This is a genomic window from Rhizobium sp. 01N424 (assembly GCF_056399485.1).
Genome location: NZ_JBFTRK010000014.1, coordinates 78042 through 95911 on the forward strand (window position 1 = coordinate 78042; position 17870 = coordinate 95911).

A 17870-nucleotide genomic window follows, 5' to 3' on the forward strand; every position below is an offset into this window, starting at 1 on the left:
CCTGTTTGATTCAGCGCTGCAGGATATGCTGGCGGACCAGCGCCTTCAGGCTTTCGACATCCCCGGCCGCGATCGCATCGATCATCTGATGATGCTCGCGGCCGGATTGTTCGACCCTTGCGCGGGTGCGCCATTGCGAGACCGGCGCCGAGGAGGTCCGCTGGCGGATTTCGGTAATGAGGTCGACGAGTTCGAGATTGCCGCCGAGCGTCAGCAGCTGGCGATGGAAGGCCAGATTGGCTTCATAAAGCTCCAGCATCGTTCCGTTCAGCACCATCAGATCGAAATGATCGGCAAGCTTCCGCAGCTTGGCGATCTCGTCTGCCGCAGCATTCGAAACGATCGTCGACGCGATCGCGGTTTCGAGAATAATGCGGATCTCGCTGACTTCCTGGGCGCGGCGGCCATCCGGCTCATAGACGTGGTAGCCGCGGTTCGGAACATGCTCGACAAGGCGCTTCTGCGCCAGGCGGTCAAGCGCGCGGCGTACTTCCGGACGCGTGCATTTGTAGCGGCGCTCAAGATCGATCTGCTTTAGCCATGTTCCGGGCAGCAGCACGCCGGCGAGAATGTCCTGCAGGATGAAGTCCGTTACGTCGCGTGCTTCTGCCGCTTCCGGCCCCTCTTCCATCACGACGTCTGCCATTCGCAATCCCCTGTTTTTCATCATCGATAGCACGCCTGTTCCAAATTCTGTAGGCGTGGCAACCGCTTGAGTTTGTCCAAAATTTATTCATGCACATGGATTGCGCAAAAAATTTTTGTAACCTAAATTGGCGCCAATTTTGGATACTATGCGAAACGAAGCCGTTTTGAAAGTCATGAAAAACATCGAAGCCGTTTGGGATATCGTCGAAGCCAAGAGCGCGTCCTTCGCTGCGCTCAGTGATCGCATCTGGGATATGCCGGAGACGAATTACGAGGAATACCGCTCGGCCGACGAGCATGCCCGCCAGCTGGAAGACGAGGGCTTCCGCGTCGAGCGCGGCATTGCCGGGCTGCCGACCGCCGTCATGGGCGAGGCTGGCGAAGGCGGACCCGTGATCGCCATTCTCGGCGAGTTCGATGCGCTTCCGGGCCTCAGCCAGGTGGCTGGGCTTGCCGAAAAGCGCGAGGCCGAAGTGAACGGCCACGGCCATGGCTGCGGCCACAACATGCTGGGTGCAGGCTCCATGCTGGCAGCCTCCGCCGTCAAGGATTTCTTGGCTGCGAATGGTCTCAAAGGCCGTATCCGCTACTACGGCTGCCCGGCTGAAGAGGGCGGCTCCTCCAAGGGCTTCATGGTTCGCGCCGGCGTCTTCGATGATGTAGATATCGCCATCTGCTGGCATCCGGCAGCTTTTGCCGGCGTCAACAATCCGGTTTCGCTTGCCTGCAACGAGCTGAACTTCTACTTCTCCGGCCGCGCCTCGCACGCTTCGGCTACCCCGCATCTCGGCCGCAGCGCGCTTGACGCCGTCGAGCTGATGAATGTCGGCGTCAACTACATGCGCGAGCATATGCCGTCGAGCGCCCGCATCCATTACGCCGTCACCGATACCGGCGGCTCGGCGCCGAACGTGGTTCAGGCCAAGGCGACCGTCCGTTATCTGGTCCGCGCCCGCAATCTGCCGGAACTGCTGTCGCTCGTCGCCCGAGTCAAGAAGGTTGCCGAAGGTGCGGCGCTGATGACCGAAACCACGGTGCGCAGCGAAGTGATCAGCGGCGACGCCAATCTGGTTGGCAACGTGCCGCTCGAAGATCTGATGTTTGCCAATCTCCAGCGTCTCGGTCCGCCTGTATTCGACGATGCCGACCGCGAGACCGCCCGCAAGTTCCAGGCGACGATGAGCCCTGAGGATATCGCCTCGTCCTATGCCCGCTTCGGCCTGAAGCCGAAGAAGGATCAGCCGCTCTGCGAAGAGATCTTCCCGCTCTATGCCGGTGACAGCTCGATCGTCGGCTCCACCGATGTCGGCAGCGTCAGCTGGGTGGTACCAACCGTGCAGATGCGCGGCGCCACCTATGCGATCGGCACGCCCGGTCATTCCTGGCAACTTGTTGCCCAGGGCAAACTTCCGGCTGCCCACAAGGGCACGGAACACGCGGCGAAGGTCATGGCGAGCACCGCCATCGATCTGATCCGCAACCCTGATCTCATCGAGGCGGCCAAGGCGGACCTTAAGGCCCGCCTCGATGGGGCGCCGTTCGTCAATCCGATCCCCGACGACGTGCAGCCGCCGCTTCCCGAAAGGCAGGCATGATGAACCAGCCGGGCATCCTCGAGCTCATCAGCTTCGGCCCCGATGGATGGGGCAAGGCGCTGCTTGCAGGCGCGTGGATGACCGTTCTCGTCGCGCTCGCCGGCTATTCGACCGGCGCCGTCATCGGATCCTTCGGCGCCTGGGCGAAGATATCAGGCGGACGCGGCCTCAGGATCGCCGCCGACACCTATACGACGGTGTTGCGCGGCATTCCGGACCTTCTGGTCATCTACCTATTCTATTTCGGCGGCAGCGCTGCGGTCACCGCGATCGGCCAGCTCTTCCGTGCCGAAGGCTTTCTCGGGTTTCCGGGCTTCCTCGCCGGCTCGCTCGCCGTTGGCGTCACCTCTGGCGCCCAATTCACCGAAGTCTTCCGCGGCGCCTTCAAGGCGGTACATCCCGGTGAGATCGAGGCGGCGATCGCCTGCGGCATGGGCCGCTGGCTGCGTTTCCGCCGCATCATCGCGCCGCTGACATTGCGCCACGCCCTTCCCGGTCTCGGCAATATCTGGCAGGTGGTCCTGAAAGAATCCGCCCTCGTCTCGATCACCGGTGTCGCCGAACTCTTGCGCCAGACACAGATCGCCGCCGGTTCAACCGGGTTGCCCTTCGATTTCTATGCCATTGCCGGAGCGATCTATCTCGTCATCTCCACCGGCTCCGGGCTGTTTCTGCGGCGTGCCGAAAAGCACTTCTCGCGCGGCGTGAGGAGAGGCTGATGGACTGGCAATTTCTTTCCGAGACCTTCGTTAGCCTGATTTCGGCCATCCCGCTGACGCTGGAATTGGCAGCCACCTCGATTGCGCTTGGCGCCGTTCTGGCACTAGCCATCGCGCTTTGCCGCCTGTCCGGCAACAAGGGACTGGAGTGGTTTGCCCGCGCTTACGTCTTCGTCTTCCGCGGCACGCCGCTGCTCGTCCAGATCTTCCTGCTCTACTACGGTCTCAGCCAGTTCCCGGCCGTCCGTCACAGCGTCTTCTGGCCCTTCCTGCGCGATCCCTATTGGTGCGCGGTGCTGGCACTGACGATGAATACCGCCGCCTATGCCAGCGAGATCATCCGCGGCGGGCTGCTTTCAGTTCCCTTCGGCCAGATCGAGGCGGCGCGCGCCTGCGGCATGCCGCGGCTGATGCAGTTCCGGCGCATCGTGCTGCCGCTGGCAATCCGCCAGGCGCTGCCCGGCTACAGCAACGAAATGATCTCGATGGTCAAGGCGACCTCGCTGGCATCGATCATCACACTGATGGAAGTCACAGGCGTTGCGGCGCGCATCATCTCCGAGAGCTACCGGGCGATCGAAGTCTTCATCGTCGCCGGTGCGATCTATCTGGCGATCAACTTCCTGCTGACGCGCCTCGTCCATCTCGTCGAATACTGGTTGAGCCCGCATCTGCGCCAACCCTTGCCTTATCATCCGGCAGACGTGTCTGCTCCCGCACTTGGAGGAGATGCCCGATGACCGCCACCCCTTCGCCGATCGCGCTAAGCGTCAAGAAACTGCACAAGAGCTTCGGCAATGTCGAAGTGCTCAAGGGCATCTCGCTCGACGCGCATGAAGGCGACGTCGTGTCGATCCTCGGCTCGTCAGGCTCTGGAAAATCGACATTCCTGCGCTGTATCAACCTGCTGGAGACACCGAATTCCGGCGAGGTGACGGTTGCCGGCGAGACGATCCGGATGGTGCCTGACGCCAAGGGCGCAAGCCGCCCGGCCGATCGCAAACAGGTCGATCGCATTCGCTCGCAGCTTGGCATGGTCTTCCAGAGCTTCAATCTCTGGTCCCACAAGACCGTGCTTGAGAATGTTATCGAGGCGCCGGTTCACGTGCAGGGCCGCAATCGCGCCGAATGCATCGAGGAGGCCGAGGCACTGCTTGCCAAGGTCGGCATTGCCGAGAAGCGCAATTTCTATCCGGCCCACCTTTCGGGTGGTCAGCAGCAGCGTGCGGCGATCGCCCGGGCGCTGGCGATGCGTCCGAAAGTGATGTTGTTCGATGAGCCGACATCGGCGCTCGATCCCGAACTGGTCGGCGAAGTTCTCCGCGTCATGCGCGCGCTCGCCGAAGAAGGCCGCACCATGCTGGTCGTCACCCACGAGATGAGCTTCGCCCGCGATGTCTCCAGCCGCGTCGTCTTCCTGCATCAGGGCCTCGTCGAAGAAGACGGCAAGCCGCAGGACGTCTTTGCCAATTCACGCTCGGAACGCTTCCGGCAGTTCATCAGCAAATGATTTCTCAGCCCAAACCAAGAAAAGGGGAGCTACAATGACAATTCTTTCGCGGGTTTTGACCGCAGCCGCTGCAACGGCGGTTATCGCTACGGCGGGCATCGCCCATGCCGAGGACAAGAAGTGGACGACGGTGACGATCGCAACCGAAGGTTCCTTCAAGCCCTACAACTTCACCAAGCCTGACGGCACGCTCGATGGCTATGAGATCGAGCTCACCAAGTATCTCTGCGACCACATGAAGGTCGAGTGCAAGGTCGTCGTCCAGAACTTCGACGGCATGATCCCGGCACTCAACGCTGGCAAGTTCGACGCCATCATCTCCGGCATGTCGGCGACCGCCAAGCGCGAAGAAGTGATCGCCTTCAGCGATTCCTACGGCTCCACCGGCCAGGCCTTCGCCACCTCGAAGCAGAGCGACCTGGCAAACCTGCCGGAAAAGGGCCAGGTCTTCTCGCTCGCCAGCGATGAGGCCGGCGCCGCCGCCGAAATCGACAAGATCAAGCCTGCCCTGCAGGGCAAGACGATCGGCGTGCAGACCGCCTCCACCGCTGCCGCCTTTGTCGACAAGTACCTGAAGGGCGTCGTCGAAGTCCGCGAGTACAAGACCACCGAAGAACACGATCTCGACCTCAAGGCTGGCCGAGTCGATCTGGTCATGGCCTCGATGGCATACCTCACGACCGCTTCGCAGAAGCCGGGCAACGAAGACATGACAACGACCGGTCCGCGCTTCCAGGGCGGCTTCCTCGGCCGTGGCAGCTCGGTTGGCCTGCGCAAGGACGACACCGAACTGAAGGCGATGTTCAACGACGCGATCGCCGCCGCCAAGGCTGACGGCACGATCAAGACGCTGTCGGAAAAGTGGTTCGGCTTCGACGTCACGCCGAAGTGAGCCTCTGATCACGGTGGTTCTTGAAGCCCGGCGGGCAATAGCTCCGCCGGGCTCTTCGTTTTCCACCTACAAGCTGTAGTGACTTATACAGCAGCTCATACTATAAGGCTTCAGCGACTCATGAAGGAGGATCGTCCGATGAGAAATTTCGGCACATTTCAACGCTGAGCAGCGGTGCCGATTTGGCGCGTCTGCTTGACCCGCTTCCCATCCAACGATCCTGACAGATATTGCCCCGGAGGGCATTCATGTTTCGTCGCTTCTTTTCCTATTATGCCCGCTACAAGCGGTTGTTCTTCCTCGACTTCGGCTGCGCCGTTCTTGCAGGCCTGCTGGAGCTCGGCTTTCCGCTGGCCGTCAAGCTTTTCGTCGACGAGCTGCTGCCCGGCCGCGACTGGGGACTGATTGCTGCCGTCGCCGCGGCACTGCTCGCCATCTACGCGATCAACACGGCTCTATCGGCCGTGGTCAACTATTGGGGCCATGCGCTCGGCATCTCGATCGAGTCGGATATGCGCCGCCAGGCTTTCGATCACATCCAGAAGCTGTCGTTCCGCTATTTCGACAACAACAAGACCGGCCACCTGATCACCCATGTCACCAAGGACCTCGAAGAGGTCGGCGAGGTCGCGCATCACGGCCCCGAGGACGTGTTCATCGCCATCATGACCTTCATCGGCGCCTTCCTGCTGATGTTCTCGGTCCACTGGAAGCTGGCGCTGATCACCACTGCGATCGTGCCGTTCATGACCTGGCTTGTCAGCCGTTACGGCGCCAAGATGACGGTGACCTGGCGCAACCTGTTCCGCAAGGTCGGTGACTTCAACACCCGCGTCCAGGAAAGCGTCGGCGGTATCCGCGTCGTCAAAGCCTTCGGCAATGAGGGCTACGAAAGCGAGCTCTTTGCCCGCAACAACGAAGGCTACAAGGAAACCAAGCTCAACGCCTATGCCTACATGACCGCAAGCATCGCGCTCAGCTATTTCAGCACGCGCCTGGTGCAGCTGATCATCATGGTGGCCGGCACCTGGTATGTCGTATCAGGCGAGCTGACCTATGGCGGCTTCGTCGGCTTCCTGCTGCTCGTCAACGTATTCTTCCACCCGATCGACAAGATCACCTCGGTGCTGGAGATGTATCCGAAGGGCATTGCCGGCTTTAAGCGCTTCATCTCGCTGATCGACACCGAGCCGGATCTCGCCGACCGGCCGAATGCGATGACGGTCAACTCGCTGCGGGGCGACATCGTCTACAACGACGTCTCCTTCGGCTATTCGGACGACGGCAAGGTCTTCGAGCATCTGAACCTGAAGATATCGGCGGGCGAGACCGTCGCTTTTGTCGGCCCCTCGGGTGCGGGAAAGACCACCATATGCTCGCTGCTGCCGCGCTTCTACGATGTCACGTCGGGCGCCATCACCATCGATGGCATTGATATCCGCGACATGACGCAGGCGTCGCTGCGCAGCCAGATCGGCATCGTCCAGCAGGATGTCTTCCTGTTCGGTTCGACCATCCGCGAGAATATCGCTTACGGCCGTCTTGGCGCGTCCGATGCCGAGATCATGGAGGCCTTGCGCCGCTCGTCGCTGGATGAATTCGTCCGCTCCCTGCCGGCAGGGCTGGATACGCCGACCGGCGAGCGGGGTGTGAAGCTCTCGGGTGGCCAGAAGCAGCGTTTGGCGATCGCCCGCATCTTCCTGAAGAACCCGCCGATCCTGATCCTCGACGAGGCCACGTCGGCGCTCGACACGGCGACCGAATATCAGATCCAGCAGGCGCTTTCGGAACTTTCGCAGGGGCGTACGACGCTCGTCGTCGCCCACCGTCTGGCCACGATCCGCAATGCCGACCACATCGTGGTGATGGGGCGCGATGGCATCGACGAGGAAGGCACTCACAAGGAGCTTCTCTCCACAAACGGTGCCTATGCCCGGCTGCATAACGCCCAGTTCGGCGCCGTCGCCTGAGAAAATGCCCGGCGCGCTTCAGGCCATCTGCTGCCTGAAGCGCGCCGGCGGCACTCCACGCCTTGCCTTGAATGCCTTGCCGAAGGCCGCCTCGGAGTCATAGCCGACCTCGGCGGCGATATCGGCGACCGTCCGGCGCGTGCGGATCAAGAGGTCGCTGGCAAGTGTCATACGGAGATCCGTCAGAAAGCCCACCACGGTCATTCCCGACGTTTCCTTGAACTGCCTGGCATAGGTGGCACGCGACATGGCGCTGAGCGACGCCAGCCGCCCGATCGTCCAGTCTTCCGCCGGAGCGGAGATCACGGCCTTCAGGGCGCGCGAGAAGCGCGGATTGGCAATCAGCGCCACGAGACCGGCGGTGCCGAGCGCTGCATTGTTTCGCGCCCGCAGTGCCATCGTTAGCAGTGCGAGGCAGATTGCCGTGGCAATCGTCAACGCACCGGCTTCCTGATTCATCGCCTCGTCACGCAGGATTCCCACCAGTAGCTTCAGAGTCTCCTCCGACTGCGCTCCGGTCAGCGAAGCATGAAAGATATCAGGCAAGGTGTCGAGCAGCAGCGATGACGAACCCGCTGCCGCATCGAAATGCCCACAGAGCAGATCGACATCGGGCGGCCCATCGCCATTCGCCCGCACCGGCAGCATACCATCATAAGAGAGCCTGACGGGTGATGGCCGGTTACCGGTCTCGCTGCCGACGATAACATGTGCCTCGCCGCGCGGCAGCATGAGAAAATCCCCTGCCGTCAGCTCCACCACCCGCCGGTCGGGAAGCCGCAAACGGCAGCTGCCGGAGAGGACGACATGAAACGGGATCACGCCGCGACCGGCCGGTTCGTGGTCAATCGCGAAAGAGCCCTCAAGACGGCAGCGAATGTCCAGGCTGGTGCGCAGCCCGGCAAGGTCGATAAGGCGGCTGAGGATATCCATGAGACGATCACGCTAGAATTTGACTTTCTGAAACATTCATCGGATCGCCTGAAAAGTCCATATTCCATCCCAACAGACAGCGACGGCGCTGCTGAAGATGATGGAAAGGCAAGACCATGTTGAACTGGAAAGAATACCGCAGCCAGCTGATCGCCCGGATCGGCGAATTCGGCAAGACCGTGCCTGAGACGGTGAAGGGTTACCAGACCCTCTCGACGGCCGGGCAGAAGACCAATTATCTTGATGCCAAGCAGCGCGAACTGATCGCGCTCGCCGTTGCCGTGACGATCCGTTGCGACGGCTGTATCGCGGTCCACACGACGGAAGCCCTGAAGCAGGGTGCGACCAAGGAGGAAATCTCCGAGGCGCTCGGTGTTGCAGTGGCTATCAATGCCGGCGCCGCCATGGTCTATTCGGCCCGCGTCCTCGACGCCGCCGAGGCGATCGCCGGTTAAGTGCATTCTGCGACGCGGAAGGCGCGCTGCCTTCCGCTCCCCTGTTGAAGCGAGGTCATGGCAATGCAAGCTGCAGACATGCCGGCAAGGGCCGGTTTCCAGATGCCGCGTGTCCCGGCATCCTTCTTCGGCATGGTTCTCGGCATTGCCGGGCTCGGCAACAGTTGGCGGGCGGCGGCCTCGGTCTGGGGCTTGCCCGCCGCACCGGGCGAGATCCTCAGCCTGCTCGCCGTGGCCGTCTGGCTCATCGTCAGCATTCTATATGGCCTCAAGTGGCTGAATGCGCGCGGTGAGGCACTGGCCGAGCTGGAACATGCCGTTCAATGCTGCTTCGTCGGGCTTGCCGGCGTTGCCACCATGCTGGCTGGTCTTGCTCTTCTGCCCTATTCGCGGGCGGCCACCGAAGTCCTCTTTGGTGTCGGCGTCGCCTTTACCTTCGCCTTCGCCCTGTGGCGGACCGGAGGGCTTTGGCAGGGCGGCCGCGACGTGACGACCACGACGCCCGTCCTTTATCTGCCGACGGTCGCAGGCTCCTTCGTCTCTGCCATCGTTCTCGGTGCACTCGGATACCATGAGCTTGGCCAGCTTGCCTTCGGCGCCGGCTTCTTCGCCTGGCTGGCGATCGACTCGGTGTTGCTGCACCGCCTGCTGACGGCGCCGGAGCTCGCCGTGCAACTGCGCCCGACGCTGGGCATCCAGCTCGCCCCTCCGGCGGTCGGCAGCGTCGCCTATCTCAGCGTCAACGGCGGGACGCCCGACATGCTGGTTCACGCGATGCTGGGCTATGCGATCCTGGAGGCGGCCGTCCTGCTGCGTCTCCTGCCCTGGATCATGAAACAGCCATTCGCCGGTTCCTACTGGGCCTTCACCTTCGGTGCGACGGCCCTTGCGACTGCCACGATTCGCGTTGCCAGCCATAGCGACGACCCGGCGCTCCAAGGTCTGGCCGTGGTAATCTTCATTGCCGTCAATGCTGTGGTTGGCCTGATCGCGATCGGCACGCTCTGGCTGATTGCCCGCGGCAAGCTTCTGCCCGCCGCACAGCCAAAGACCAGCTGAAACAGCGAACTGTCGCAGATCTGCGACAGTTCCCCTGCGGCATGGAACAGGCTGCTTCCTTAAGCAGAATTGCAATGAGACGGCATTTGCCCCAGACTGCGGTCTACGTTCCGTGGGAGGAGCAGATGCACGAATTTACAGCGCATGCCGACCATGTCTACACGTGGGCGCAGCAGAACTCTGCTGCCGCCAGCTCCCCGATCGTTGCCTCCTGGCGCCGCTGTATGGACAAGCATCAGCTGACTCCTGAAGAGAAGCGCACGCCCCTGCGCCTGACCGAGCAGGAATTCCGGCTTGCCCGCGAACAATCCGAACAACTGATCCGCGACGCGAGCGATGAGCTCGACCGGCTGTTCCTGACGGTCGGCAAGGCGGGCTGCTGCCTGCTTCTGACCTGCCGCGAGGGGGTGGCACTGGAGCGCCGTGGCGCCAGTGCCGACGACAAGGAGTTCAACGACCTCGGCCTGTGGACCGGATCGGTCTGGACCGAAGCGAGCGTCGGTACGAACGGCATCGGCACGGCTCTGGCCGACGAGCGCTCCGTCTCGATCTTTCGCGACCAGCACTTCCTCTCCTCGAACATCAAGCTCAGCTGCACGACCGCGCCGATCCGCGACCATCGCGGCCAGCTGGCCGCCGCTCTCGACATCTCCACCTGCCGCGACGACGTCAACGAGATGACCTTGTCGATCCTGGCGCAGGCTGTTCGCGACGCGGCGATGCGTATCGAGCTCAATATTTTCCGCAGTGCCTTTGCAGGCTCCCGTTTCCTGATGGTGCCCTCAGGCACCAATTCCGCTGCCGCCCTGCTTGCGGTCGACCGTCACGATCTGGTGCTTGGCGCCACGCGTGCCGCCCGGCTGGCGCTGAAACTCGACGACCGCCGGATCGCCGCCGGCATCCCCGCGGCCGATGCCCTGCAGGAAAGCCGCCCGGCCGATGGCGAGGAAGCGCTGATGGATGCGGAGCGCGCAGCGCTTATGCGGGCGCTGACGCGCACCAACGGCAATGTCTCGCAGGCAGCCGCCAATCTCGGCATGAGCCGCGCCACGCTTCACCGCAAGATGAAGCGGCTGAACCTCCACTGAGCCTTCAAGCCTGTCGCAACGCTGCGACAGTGTGCAGTGCGGCATTGCCCCGGGCGGGTATTTCGAAAGCCAAAAGACGCGCAGATTTCCTCCACTGGTTCGTTCCTGAACCTGGCATCATCAAGGGAGGATGACATGCTGCATCAGAAGATCGTCGAATCTCCGTTCAAGCTGAAATACGGCAACTATATCGGTGGCGAATGGCGCGAACCGATCGGCGGGAAATATTTCGACAACATCACGCCTGTCACCGGCGGCAAGCTCTGCGAAATTCCCCGCTCCGACGAGAAGGACATCAACGCGGCGATCGACGCAGCCCATGCCGCGAAGGACAAGTGGGGCAGGACGGCGCCTGCCGAGCGCTCCAATATCCTGATGAAGATTGCCCAGCGTATGGAAGACAAGCTGGAGCTTCTGGCGCAGGCAGAAACATGGGACAATGGCAAGCCGATCCGTGAAACCATGGCTGCCGATATTCCGCTGGCAATCGACCACTTCCGCTATTTCGCCTCCTGCATCCGCGCCCAGGAAGGTTCGATCGGCGAGATCGACAACGACACCGTCGCCTATCATTTCCATGAACCGCTCGGCGTCGTTGGCCAGATCATTCCCTGGAACTTCCCGATCCTGATGGCCGCATGGAAGCTTGCTCCGGCGCTCGCCGCCGGCAACTGCGTCGTCATCAAGCCGGCCGAACAGACGCCCGCATCGCTGCTCGTCTGGGCGGAAATCATCGGCGATCTGCTGCCCCCCGGCGTCCTCAACATCGTCAACGGTTTCGGTCTCGAAGCCGGCAAGCCGCTCGCCACCAGCCCGCGCATTGCCAAGATCGCCTTCACCGGCGAAACCTCGACCGGCCGGCTGATCATGCAATATGCCAGCCAGAACCTCATTCCGGTGACGCTTGAGCTCGGCGGCAAGTCGCCCAACATCTTCTTCGCCGATGTGATGGCCGAGGATGACGACTTCCTCGACAAGGCGCTCGAAGGCTTTGCAATGTTTGCGCTGAACCAGGGCGAGGTCTGCACCTGCCCGAGCCGCGCGCTCATCCAGGAATCCGTCTATGACCGTTTCATGGAAAAGGCCGTCAAGCGCGTCGAAGCGATCAAGCAGGGCAACCCGTTGGACAGCGCGACGATGATCGGCGCTCAGGCATCGAGCGAGCAGCTGGAAAAGATCCTCGCCTATCTCGATATCGGCCGCCAGGAAGGCGCCGAGGTTCTGACCGGCGGCGCCCGCAACGATCTCGGTGGCGAGCTTGCGAGCGGCTACTACGTCAAGCCGACGATCTTCAAGGGCCACAACAAGATGCGCATCTTCCAGGAGGAAATCTTCGGGCCGGTGGTCTCGGTGACGACCTTCAAGGATGAGAAGGAAGCGCTGGAGATCGCCAACGACACGCTCTATGGCCTCGGCGCCGGCGTCTGGACCCGCGACGGCAACCGCGCCTATCGCTTCGGCCGCGAAATTCAGGCGGGGCGCGTCTGGACGAATTGCTACCACGCCTACCCGGCGCATGCGGCCTTCGGCGGCTACAAGCAATCCGGCATCGGCCGCGAGACCCACAAGATGATGCTCGACCACTACCAGCAGACCAAGAACATGCTGGTGAGCTACAGCCCGAAGGCGCTTGGGTTCTTCTGAGAGCAAGACGACGACGGGGCGGTGCAAGCCGCCCCCTCACCCTAACCCTCTCCCCGAGGGGAGAGGGGACGCGAACGCGGCAACCGCATGTTCCCTTCTCCCCTCGGGGAGAAGGTGCCGGCGGGCGGATGAGGGGGCCACACGCTCAGTGGGAGGAACAAAATGGAAGAAACAATCGAAGGCGAGCCTCGCGTGCTGGCCACAGACGCAGCTCTCGAACTGATCGGCGAAATCCGCGCCGACCATCCCAATATCCTGTTTCACCAATCCGGCGGCTGTTGCGATGGCTCGTCGCCGATGTGCTACCCCGCAAGCGAATTCATGATCGGCGACAACGACGTCAAGCTCGGCGAGATCGGCGGCGTGCCGGTCTATATCAGCGCCAGCCAGTTCGAAGCGTGGAAACACACGCAGCTGATCATCGACGTCGTAGCCGGACGCGGGGGCATGTTCTCGCTGGACAATGGACGCGAGAAACGCTTCCTCACCCGCTCGCGCATTTTCGGCGGCGGCGAAGCTTGCGCTATCCCCGATATCGGCAAACGCGCTATTTGAACGACAGATCGAGCGCCCTGCCCTCGAACAAGCGGTCACGCGACCCTTCAAGGTGGGTCTGCATCAGGTTGCGCGCATCGTCGGCGCGCCCCTCGGCGACAGCCCTGTAGATTTCGTTGTGCTCTTCGTAGACCTGCTCGAGACCCTGGCGCGGGCCGAGCAGCGACAGGCCGTGCAGATGCATGCCGACCGCGATATGCGGCTTCAGCGCGTCGAGCGAGGCGGTGTAATAGTGATTGTTCGCCGCCTCGGCGACGCAGCGGTGGAAGACGAAATCCGCATCGCTGCGGTGCAGCTGGTGGCTCGTTGCTTCGCGCAGATCCGACAGCGCCGAGGCGATCTTCTGGATCGCCGGCTCATCGCGCCGCTTGGCCGCGAAATAGGCAGCCGCAGGCTCGATCGTCAGGCGGAATTCATAGCAGCGCTGGATATCGGCGATCGTCTTGACCGGCGAGTAGGCAAGCTGCGTCGTCGGCGAGCCGTGGGCGCTGACGAAGGTGCCGGCGCCCTGGCGCGCGTAAACGGTGCCCTGCTCGCGCAGCTTTGCCAGCGCATCGCGAACGATCGGGCGCGAGACGCCGAGCATCGACGCAAGTTCGTGTTCGCCGGGCAGGCGCGAATCCGGCGGATAGTTGCCGGCGCGGATGCGCTCGAGGATCTGATCGAAGACGCGATCGACGAGCTTCACGGCCTTGCCGCGTTCCGGCTTTGCCGGCGGACCGTTCCCCGCATTCAGCGATGCGCCATTTGCTTCATCCACGCCCATTCTCCCCGTCGGTCTCATGCTCAAGCCGCCTGATTCCGTGGAACCAGTCTTAGCAGACTCTCGGAATTGCCGAAGCCCCCGGATTTCACCGCACACCGGAAATGCCGTCCATCAGCAGCCGCAACGTCGAACCACGGCACGCCAGCCTCGATCTCACCCTTCGGCATCAATGTGCGGATGCCGAGTTCGCGAAAGACCGCAAGCGCCGTGTCGCCGCCGCCAACCATCAGCATGTCGGGCTTGGTGTCGTCGATGACGGCCTTGACGCCGCCAGCGAAACGCCGGGCGACAGCCGCGCCGTCTCCGGAGATTTCGCCGCTGCAGCGGAGCAGTACGGGAAGGGCAAGGCCCTCGCCGCATTCGACCGTGCCCATTGGCGCATCGATTGTGGCGCGCAGCGTGCCGGAGGCTTCCAGCCGGTTCATCTGTGCCGATGTGATCGGGTCACGCGATCCAAAGGCAAAGAGCGTGCGGCGCGATGCTTCGAACGGCAGCGGCTGGCCACCGCTCCGGCCAAGCTTTCGGGCAAGCGCCGAGCCGAGGCCGCGTGCGCCCACACCCAGGACCAAAGCCCAATCGTTGGCGAGAACGATATCATCGAGATCATAATCGCTTTCGGCGTCGGCAACCGAGATATCGAGTTCGCGTCCGGCGAAGAGATCGGCAACCGGGATAGGCTTTTCGACGCCGCGGCCGACGACAAAGCCGCGATAGGTGGTGCGGTCCTGATCGGGAATGGCAGGAGCGACAACGATCCTGGCAAGGCCGAGCGCGTCCGCAAGAGCCGCGGACTCCGCAGCGACATTGCCCTTCAGCCGAGAGTCGATCTTTTTCATCACGATACCGGGCTGCCGGGCGCTCAGCGCCTTGGCTGCAAGCCGAACACGTCCGGCCGCCTCGTCCTCGGACAAAGCCCGCGACGCCGTGTTGATAACGACAATATCCGTTCCGGCCGCAAGCGCCTCATCGGCGGTCTCGACATCGATTGCCACCGCCACCGAAAGCCCGGCGTCCACGAAGGGGGTGCCGGTATCCAGCGCGCCCGTCAGGTCGTCGGCGATGATGGCAGCTTTCAACGTCATGCAGTCTGTCCCGTGTTGACGGCGTGGCAGGCGACCAGGTGACCCGGCTTGGCTTCCTTCCAATCCGGAATGACTTTCGAACAGACGTCCATCGCCACAGGGCAGCGCGTGTGGAAACGGCAGCCGGAGGGAGGGTTGAGCGGGCTCGGAACGTCACCTTGCAGGATCTGCCGCTGGCGGGTGCGTTCATGCTCCGGATCGGTCTCGGGAACTGCCGAAAGCAGCGCCTTGGTATAGGGATGCAGCGGGTTGTCGAACAGCTCCTCGCGGCTTGCGAGCTCGGCCAGACGGCCGAGATACATGACGCCGACGCGAGTGCTGATGTGGCGCACGACGGCAAGGTCGTGGGCGATGAAGAGGTAGGTCAGGCCGTACTTGTCCTGCAGGTCGAGAAGCAGGTTGATGATCTGCGCCTGGATCGACACGTCGAGCGCCGAAATCGCCTCGTCGCAGACGATGAATTTAGGCTGGCAGGCGAGAGCGCGGGCAATGACGACGCGCTGGCGCTGGCCGCCGGACAGTTCGTGTGGATAGCGCTGCGCAAAACGCGTCGGCAGGCCGACATCGGTCAGCAGCGCGGCGATCCTGTCTTTCAGCTCGGCCTTGGTGCAGAGCTTGTGAAAGAGGATCGGCTCGCCGATCGCTTCGCCGATCGTCATGCGCGGGTTGAGCGTCGAATACGGGTCCTGGAAGACGATCTGCAGGTCGCGGCGGAAGGGCCGCATCTGCTTTTCGTCGAGCGTCGCCAGATCCTGGCCCTTGTAGACCACGCGGCCTGAAGTCGCCTTGTAGAGATTGAGAATGGTGAAGCCGGTCGTGGACTTGCCGCAGCCGGACTCTCCGACGAGGCTCAGCGTCTCGCCTTCCATGATGTCGAGGTTGACGTTGTCGAGCGCATAGACCGTCGCCGAGCGGTCGCCGAAGGCGCCGAGCTTGACGTGGAAATGCTTGACGAGGTTTTCGACCTTCAGAAGCGGTTGAGCACCCATCACGCAGCCTCCGGCATTTTCTGGACGACGAAGCATGCGGCGCGGTGATTTCCGGCACCGGCGACGGGCTCGAGCTTCGGCACCCGCTCGTGGCAGATGGCTTCCGCCAGCGGACAGCGCGGCGCAAACGGGCAGCCCTTGGGGCGGCGGCCGGGCTCCGGTGGCGTTCCACCGATCGAGGAAAGCCGACTCGTCGGCGCGTCCGAGAGCTTCGGGATCGAGGCCAAAAGGCCGCGCGTATAGGGATGGCTCGGACGGGCATAGAGCTCGTCGACAGGCGCGTCTTCGACAACGGTGCCGGCATAAAGCACGGCAACGCGATCGACCAGACCGGCGATCAGCGCCAGATCGTGGGTGATCCAGACGACAGACATGCCGAGCTTGGCGCGCAGATCCTTCACCAGATCGACGATCTGGGCCTGGATGGTGACGTCGAGCGCCGTCGTCGGCTCGTCGGCGATCAGGAGCTTCGGATTGCAGGCCAACCCGATGGCGATCATCACGCGCTGGCGCATGCCGCCCGAAAGCTCGTGCGGATAGGCCATCAGCCGCTCTTCCGGGCCGGGAATGCCGACGAGCCGCAGCAGTTCGATGGCGCGGGTACGTGCCTCCGCCTTGCTCATCTTGCGATGATAGATCAGCGGCTCGCATATTTGCGCTCCAACACGCATGACCGGGTTCAGCGAGGTCATCGGATCCTGGAAGACGAAGCCGATATCGCCGCCGCGCACCTTGCGCAGTTCGGAATTCGACATCTTCTGCAAGTCGCGGCCATCGAAGGCGGCGCTGCCCTTGGTGACCTTGATCTTGTTCGGCAGCAATCGCATGAGCGAGAGCATCGTCAGGCTCTTGCCGCAACCGGATTCGCCGACGACGCCGAGCGTCTCGCCCTTGTTGACATAGAGATCGATGCCATCGACGACGACGGCGGGGCCGTTGCGGCCATCGATCTCGACGGTGAGATCGCGGACGTCGAGAAGGCGTTCTGATGTCTTCGTGTTCATCACTTGTTGCCCCGCGGGTTGAGCGCGTCGTTGAGACCGTCGCCGAGGAAGCTGAAGGCAACCGAGGCAAGGCCGAGCACGGCCGCCGGAGCGGCAAGAAGATGCGGATAATGCTGCCAGACGCGCAGACCATCCGAGATCATGTTGCCCCAGCTGGGGGTCGGCGGGTTGACGCCGACGCCGAGGAACGAGAACGCGCTTTCCAGAACCATCGCGGTGCCGAGACCAGCGCTGACCGAGACGATCAGCGGACCGAGCGCATTCGGGATCACGTAGCGCTTGATGATGACCCAGTTGGAAAGACCGAGTGCCTGTGCGGCGGTAATATAGGGCCGGCTGCGGATCGACAGCACCTGGGCGCGGACGAGGCGTGCATAGGGCGGCCAGGAAATCAACGCCATCGAACCGAAGACCAGCAGGAAGTCGACCCAGATCGTCTGGCGATAGAAGGGATTGAGGGTCGCCTGATACTGCGCCTCCATCCAGTTGGTGATCGGCGACTTCAGCGATGCGTTGATGACGACGACGAGCAGCAGGTTGGGTACCGACATGGTGACATCAGTCAGCCACATGATGACGCGGTCGAACGGATTGCCGAAGAAGCCCGCGACCGCGCCGAGCGTCAGGCCAATCAGCACGGCGATGAAGGTGACGACCACGGCGACGAGAAACGCCGTACGCGTGCCGAAGACGACGCGGCTGAAGACATCGCGACCGAGATCATCGGTTCCGAACAGATGCGCCATGGACGGGGCGGCGTTACGCGCCTGCAGATCCTGGCTGAGGTAGTCGTAAGGCGTCAGATAGGGACCGAAGATCGCGGCGAATGCCAGGATCAGGACGGCAGCCAGGCCGAAAACAGCAAGCTTGTTGCGCTTCAGGCGGAACCAGGCGTCACGCCACAGGCTGACCGGCGGTTCATCGGCAGTTTCGATTGTCGAGAGAGGGATGGCGGACATGG

The 17870-nt window shown here is 62.7% G+C and carries 18 protein-coding genes; 11 read left to right on the forward strand and 7 right to left on the reverse strand.

What is annotated here, in order from left to right:
* Window positions 1-10: 10 nt before the first annotated feature.
* Window positions 11-646 carry a GntR family transcriptional regulator gene (locus AC1DNK_RS26155; protein WP_477944014.1) on the reverse strand — a complete coding sequence of 212 codons (636 nt, stop codon included), beginning with the start codon at window positions 644-646 and terminating at the stop codon, window positions 11-13.
* Between the two features lie 175 nt (window positions 647-821).
* On the opposite strand from AC1DNK_RS26155, the gene AC1DNK_RS26160 reads away from it, so the two are divergent.
* The 6 genes from AC1DNK_RS26160 to AC1DNK_RS26185 all read left to right on the forward strand — a co-directional run bounded on the left by AC1DNK_RS26160 (window position 822) and on the right by AC1DNK_RS26185 (window position 7334).
* Entirely contained in the window at window positions 822-2243 is a 1422-nt protein-coding gene (locus AC1DNK_RS26160; RefSeq protein ID WP_477944015.1) for a M20 family metallopeptidase, read from the forward strand.
* The gene (locus AC1DNK_RS26165) at window positions 2243-2962 is read left to right on the forward strand and encodes an ABC transporter permease (protein WP_477944056.1); all 720 of its coding nucleotides are present in this window, start codon (window positions 2243-2245) and stop codon (window positions 2960-2962) included. Before AC1DNK_RS26160 ends, AC1DNK_RS26165 begins: the two co-directional genes overlap by 1 nt.
* Window positions 2962-3702 (forward strand): ABC transporter permease, encoded by a 741-nt coding sequence (locus AC1DNK_RS26170; RefSeq protein WP_477944016.1) that lies wholly within the window; start codon window positions 2962-2964, stop codon window positions 3700-3702. Before AC1DNK_RS26165 ends, AC1DNK_RS26170 begins: the two co-directional genes overlap by 1 nt.
* On the forward strand, window positions 3699-4472 hold the full coding sequence (locus tag AC1DNK_RS26175) for an ABC transporter ATP-binding protein (protein WP_477944017.1): 774 nt from the start codon (window positions 3699-3701) through the stop codon (window positions 4470-4472). The genes AC1DNK_RS26170 and AC1DNK_RS26175 overlap by 4 nt, the downstream gene beginning before the upstream one ends.
* A 34-nt stretch (window positions 4473-4506) precedes the next feature.
* On the forward strand, window positions 4507-5364 hold the full coding sequence (locus AC1DNK_RS26180; protein WP_477944018.1) for a transporter substrate-binding domain-containing protein: 858 nt from the start codon (window positions 4507-4509) through the stop codon (window positions 5362-5364).
* Between the two features lie 248 nt (window positions 5365-5612).
* Window positions 5613-7334, forward strand: coding sequence for an ABC transporter ATP-binding protein (locus AC1DNK_RS26185; RefSeq protein WP_477944019.1), 1722 nt, complete (start codon window positions 5613-5615; stop codon window positions 7332-7334).
* 18 nt (window positions 7335-7352) lie between these two features.
* On the opposite strand, the gene AC1DNK_RS26190 is transcribed toward AC1DNK_RS26185, so the two are convergent.
* A complete protein-coding gene (locus AC1DNK_RS26190; RefSeq protein ID WP_477944020.1) occupies window positions 7353-8267 on the reverse strand; it encodes an AraC family transcriptional regulator in 915 nt (304 codons plus the stop codon).
* A gap of 116 nt (window positions 8268-8383) precedes the next feature.
* On the opposite strand from AC1DNK_RS26190, the gene AC1DNK_RS26195 reads away from it, so the two are divergent.
* From AC1DNK_RS26195 to AC1DNK_RS26215, 5 genes are all read left to right on the forward strand, one after another.
* Window positions 8384-8722, forward strand: coding sequence for a carboxymuconolactone decarboxylase family protein (locus AC1DNK_RS26195; protein WP_477944021.1), 339 nt, complete (start codon window positions 8384-8386; stop codon window positions 8720-8722).
* A 57-nt stretch (window positions 8723-8779) separates the two neighbouring features.
* Window positions 8780-9781, forward strand: coding sequence for a dicarboxylate transporter/tellurite-resistance protein TehA (gene tehA / locus AC1DNK_RS26200; protein WP_477944022.1), 1002 nt, complete (start codon window positions 8780-8782; stop codon window positions 9779-9781).
* A 125-nt stretch (window positions 9782-9906) separates the two neighbouring features.
* Window positions 9907-10869 (forward strand): helix-turn-helix domain-containing protein, encoded by a 963-nt coding sequence (locus AC1DNK_RS26205; protein WP_477944023.1) that lies wholly within the window; start codon window positions 9907-9909, stop codon window positions 10867-10869.
* 135 nt (window positions 10870-11004) lie between these two features.
* Window positions 11005-12513, forward strand: a complete 1509-nt coding sequence (adh, locus tag AC1DNK_RS26210; RefSeq protein WP_477944024.1) for an aldehyde dehydrogenase — start codon at window positions 11005-11007, stop codon at window positions 12511-12513.
* A 162-nt stretch (window positions 12514-12675) separates the two neighbouring features.
* The gene (locus tag AC1DNK_RS26215) at window positions 12676-13068 is read left to right on the forward strand and encodes a DUF779 domain-containing protein (RefSeq protein WP_477944025.1); all 393 of its coding nucleotides are present in this window, start codon (window positions 12676-12678) and stop codon (window positions 13066-13068) included.
* On the opposite strand, the gene AC1DNK_RS26220 is transcribed toward AC1DNK_RS26215, so the two are convergent.
* The 5 genes from AC1DNK_RS26220 to AC1DNK_RS26240 are packed head-to-tail and all read right to left on the reverse strand — an operon-like array spanning window position 13061 to window position 17868.
* Complete coding sequence (locus tag AC1DNK_RS26220) at window positions 13061-13828, reverse strand: FadR/GntR family transcriptional regulator (RefSeq protein ID WP_477944026.1); 768 nt, start codon at window positions 13826-13828, stop codon at window positions 13061-13063. The genes AC1DNK_RS26215 and AC1DNK_RS26220 overlap by 8 nt on opposite strands.
* Window positions 13829-13854: 26 nt before the next feature.
* Complete coding sequence (locus AC1DNK_RS26225; protein WP_477944027.1) at window positions 13855-14916, reverse strand: four-carbon acid sugar kinase family protein; 1062 nt, start codon at window positions 14914-14916, stop codon at window positions 13855-13857.
* Window positions 14913-15905 (reverse strand): ABC transporter ATP-binding protein, encoded by a 993-nt coding sequence (locus tag AC1DNK_RS26230; RefSeq protein ID WP_477944028.1) that lies wholly within the window; start codon window positions 15903-15905, stop codon window positions 14913-14915. The genes AC1DNK_RS26225 and AC1DNK_RS26230 overlap by 4 nt, the downstream gene beginning before the upstream one ends.
* Window positions 15905-16909, reverse strand: a complete 1005-nt coding sequence (locus tag AC1DNK_RS26235) for an ABC transporter ATP-binding protein (protein WP_477944029.1) — start codon at window positions 16907-16909, stop codon at window positions 15905-15907. Before AC1DNK_RS26235 ends, AC1DNK_RS26230 begins: the two co-directional genes overlap by 1 nt.
* Window positions 16909-17868, reverse strand: a complete 960-nt coding sequence (locus AC1DNK_RS26240) for an ABC transporter permease (RefSeq protein ID WP_477944030.1) — start codon at window positions 17866-17868, stop codon at window positions 16909-16911. Before AC1DNK_RS26240 ends, AC1DNK_RS26235 begins: the two co-directional genes overlap by 1 nt.
* Between the last annotated feature and the right edge of the window lie 2 nt (window positions 17869-17870).

What these genes read in the sequence shown, in the direction of transcription:
- AC1DNK_RS26175 (WP_477944017.1), top strand. Translation starts at nt 3,699, where the DNA reads ATGACCGCCACCCCTTCGCCGATCGCGCTAAGCGTCAAGAAACTGCAC.
- AC1DNK_RS26190 (WP_477944020.1), bottom strand. Translation starts at nt 8,267, where the DNA reads ATGGATATCCTCAGCCGCCTTATCGACCTTGCCGGGCTGCGCACCAGC.
- AC1DNK_RS26225 (WP_477944027.1), bottom strand. Translation starts at nt 14,916, where the DNA reads ATGACGTTGAAAGCTGCCATCATCGCCGACGACCTGACGGGCGCGCTG.
- AC1DNK_RS26165 (WP_477944056.1), top strand. Translation starts at nt 2,243, where the DNA reads ATGAACCAGCCGGGCATCCTCGAGCTCATCAGCTTCGGCCCCGATGGA.
- AC1DNK_RS26235 (WP_477944029.1), bottom strand. Translation starts at nt 16,909, where the DNA reads ATGAACACGAAGACATCAGAACGCCTTCTCGACGTCCGCGATCTCACC.
- AC1DNK_RS26230 (WP_477944028.1), bottom strand. Translation starts at nt 15,905, where the DNA reads ATGGGTGCTCAACCGCTTCTGAAGGTCGAAAACCTCGTCAAGCATTTC.
- AC1DNK_RS26160 (WP_477944015.1), top strand. Translation starts at nt 822, where the DNA reads ATGAAAAACATCGAAGCCGTTTGGGATATCGTCGAAGCCAAGAGCGCG.
- AC1DNK_RS26195 (WP_477944021.1), top strand. Translation starts at nt 8,384, where the DNA reads ATGTTGAACTGGAAAGAATACCGCAGCCAGCTGATCGCCCGGATCGGC.
- AC1DNK_RS26180 (WP_477944018.1), top strand. Translation starts at nt 4,507, where the DNA reads ATGACAATTCTTTCGCGGGTTTTGACCGCAGCCGCTGCAACGGCGGTT.
- AC1DNK_RS26215 (WP_477944025.1), top strand. Translation starts at nt 12,676, where the DNA reads ATGGAAGAAACAATCGAAGGCGAGCCTCGCGTGCTGGCCACAGACGCA.
- AC1DNK_RS26185 (WP_477944019.1), top strand. Translation starts at nt 5,613, where the DNA reads ATGTTTCGTCGCTTCTTTTCCTATTATGCCCGCTACAAGCGGTTGTTC.
- AC1DNK_RS26205 (WP_477944023.1), top strand. Translation starts at nt 9,907, where the DNA reads ATGCACGAATTTACAGCGCATGCCGACCATGTCTACACGTGGGCGCAG.
- tehA (WP_477944022.1), top strand. Translation starts at nt 8,780, where the DNA reads ATGGCAATGCAAGCTGCAGACATGCCGGCAAGGGCCGGTTTCCAGATG.
- AC1DNK_RS26170 (WP_477944016.1), top strand. Translation starts at nt 2,962, where the DNA reads ATGGACTGGCAATTTCTTTCCGAGACCTTCGTTAGCCTGATTTCGGCC.
- adh (WP_477944024.1), top strand. Translation starts at nt 11,005, where the DNA reads ATGCTGCATCAGAAGATCGTCGAATCTCCGTTCAAGCTGAAATACGGC.
- AC1DNK_RS26155 (WP_477944014.1), bottom strand. Translation starts at nt 646, where the DNA reads ATGGCAGACGTCGTGATGGAAGAGGGGCCGGAAGCGGCAGAAGCACGC.
- AC1DNK_RS26240 (WP_477944030.1), bottom strand. Translation starts at nt 17,868, where the DNA reads ATGTCCGCCATCCCTCTCTCGACAATCGAAACTGCCGATGAACCGCCG.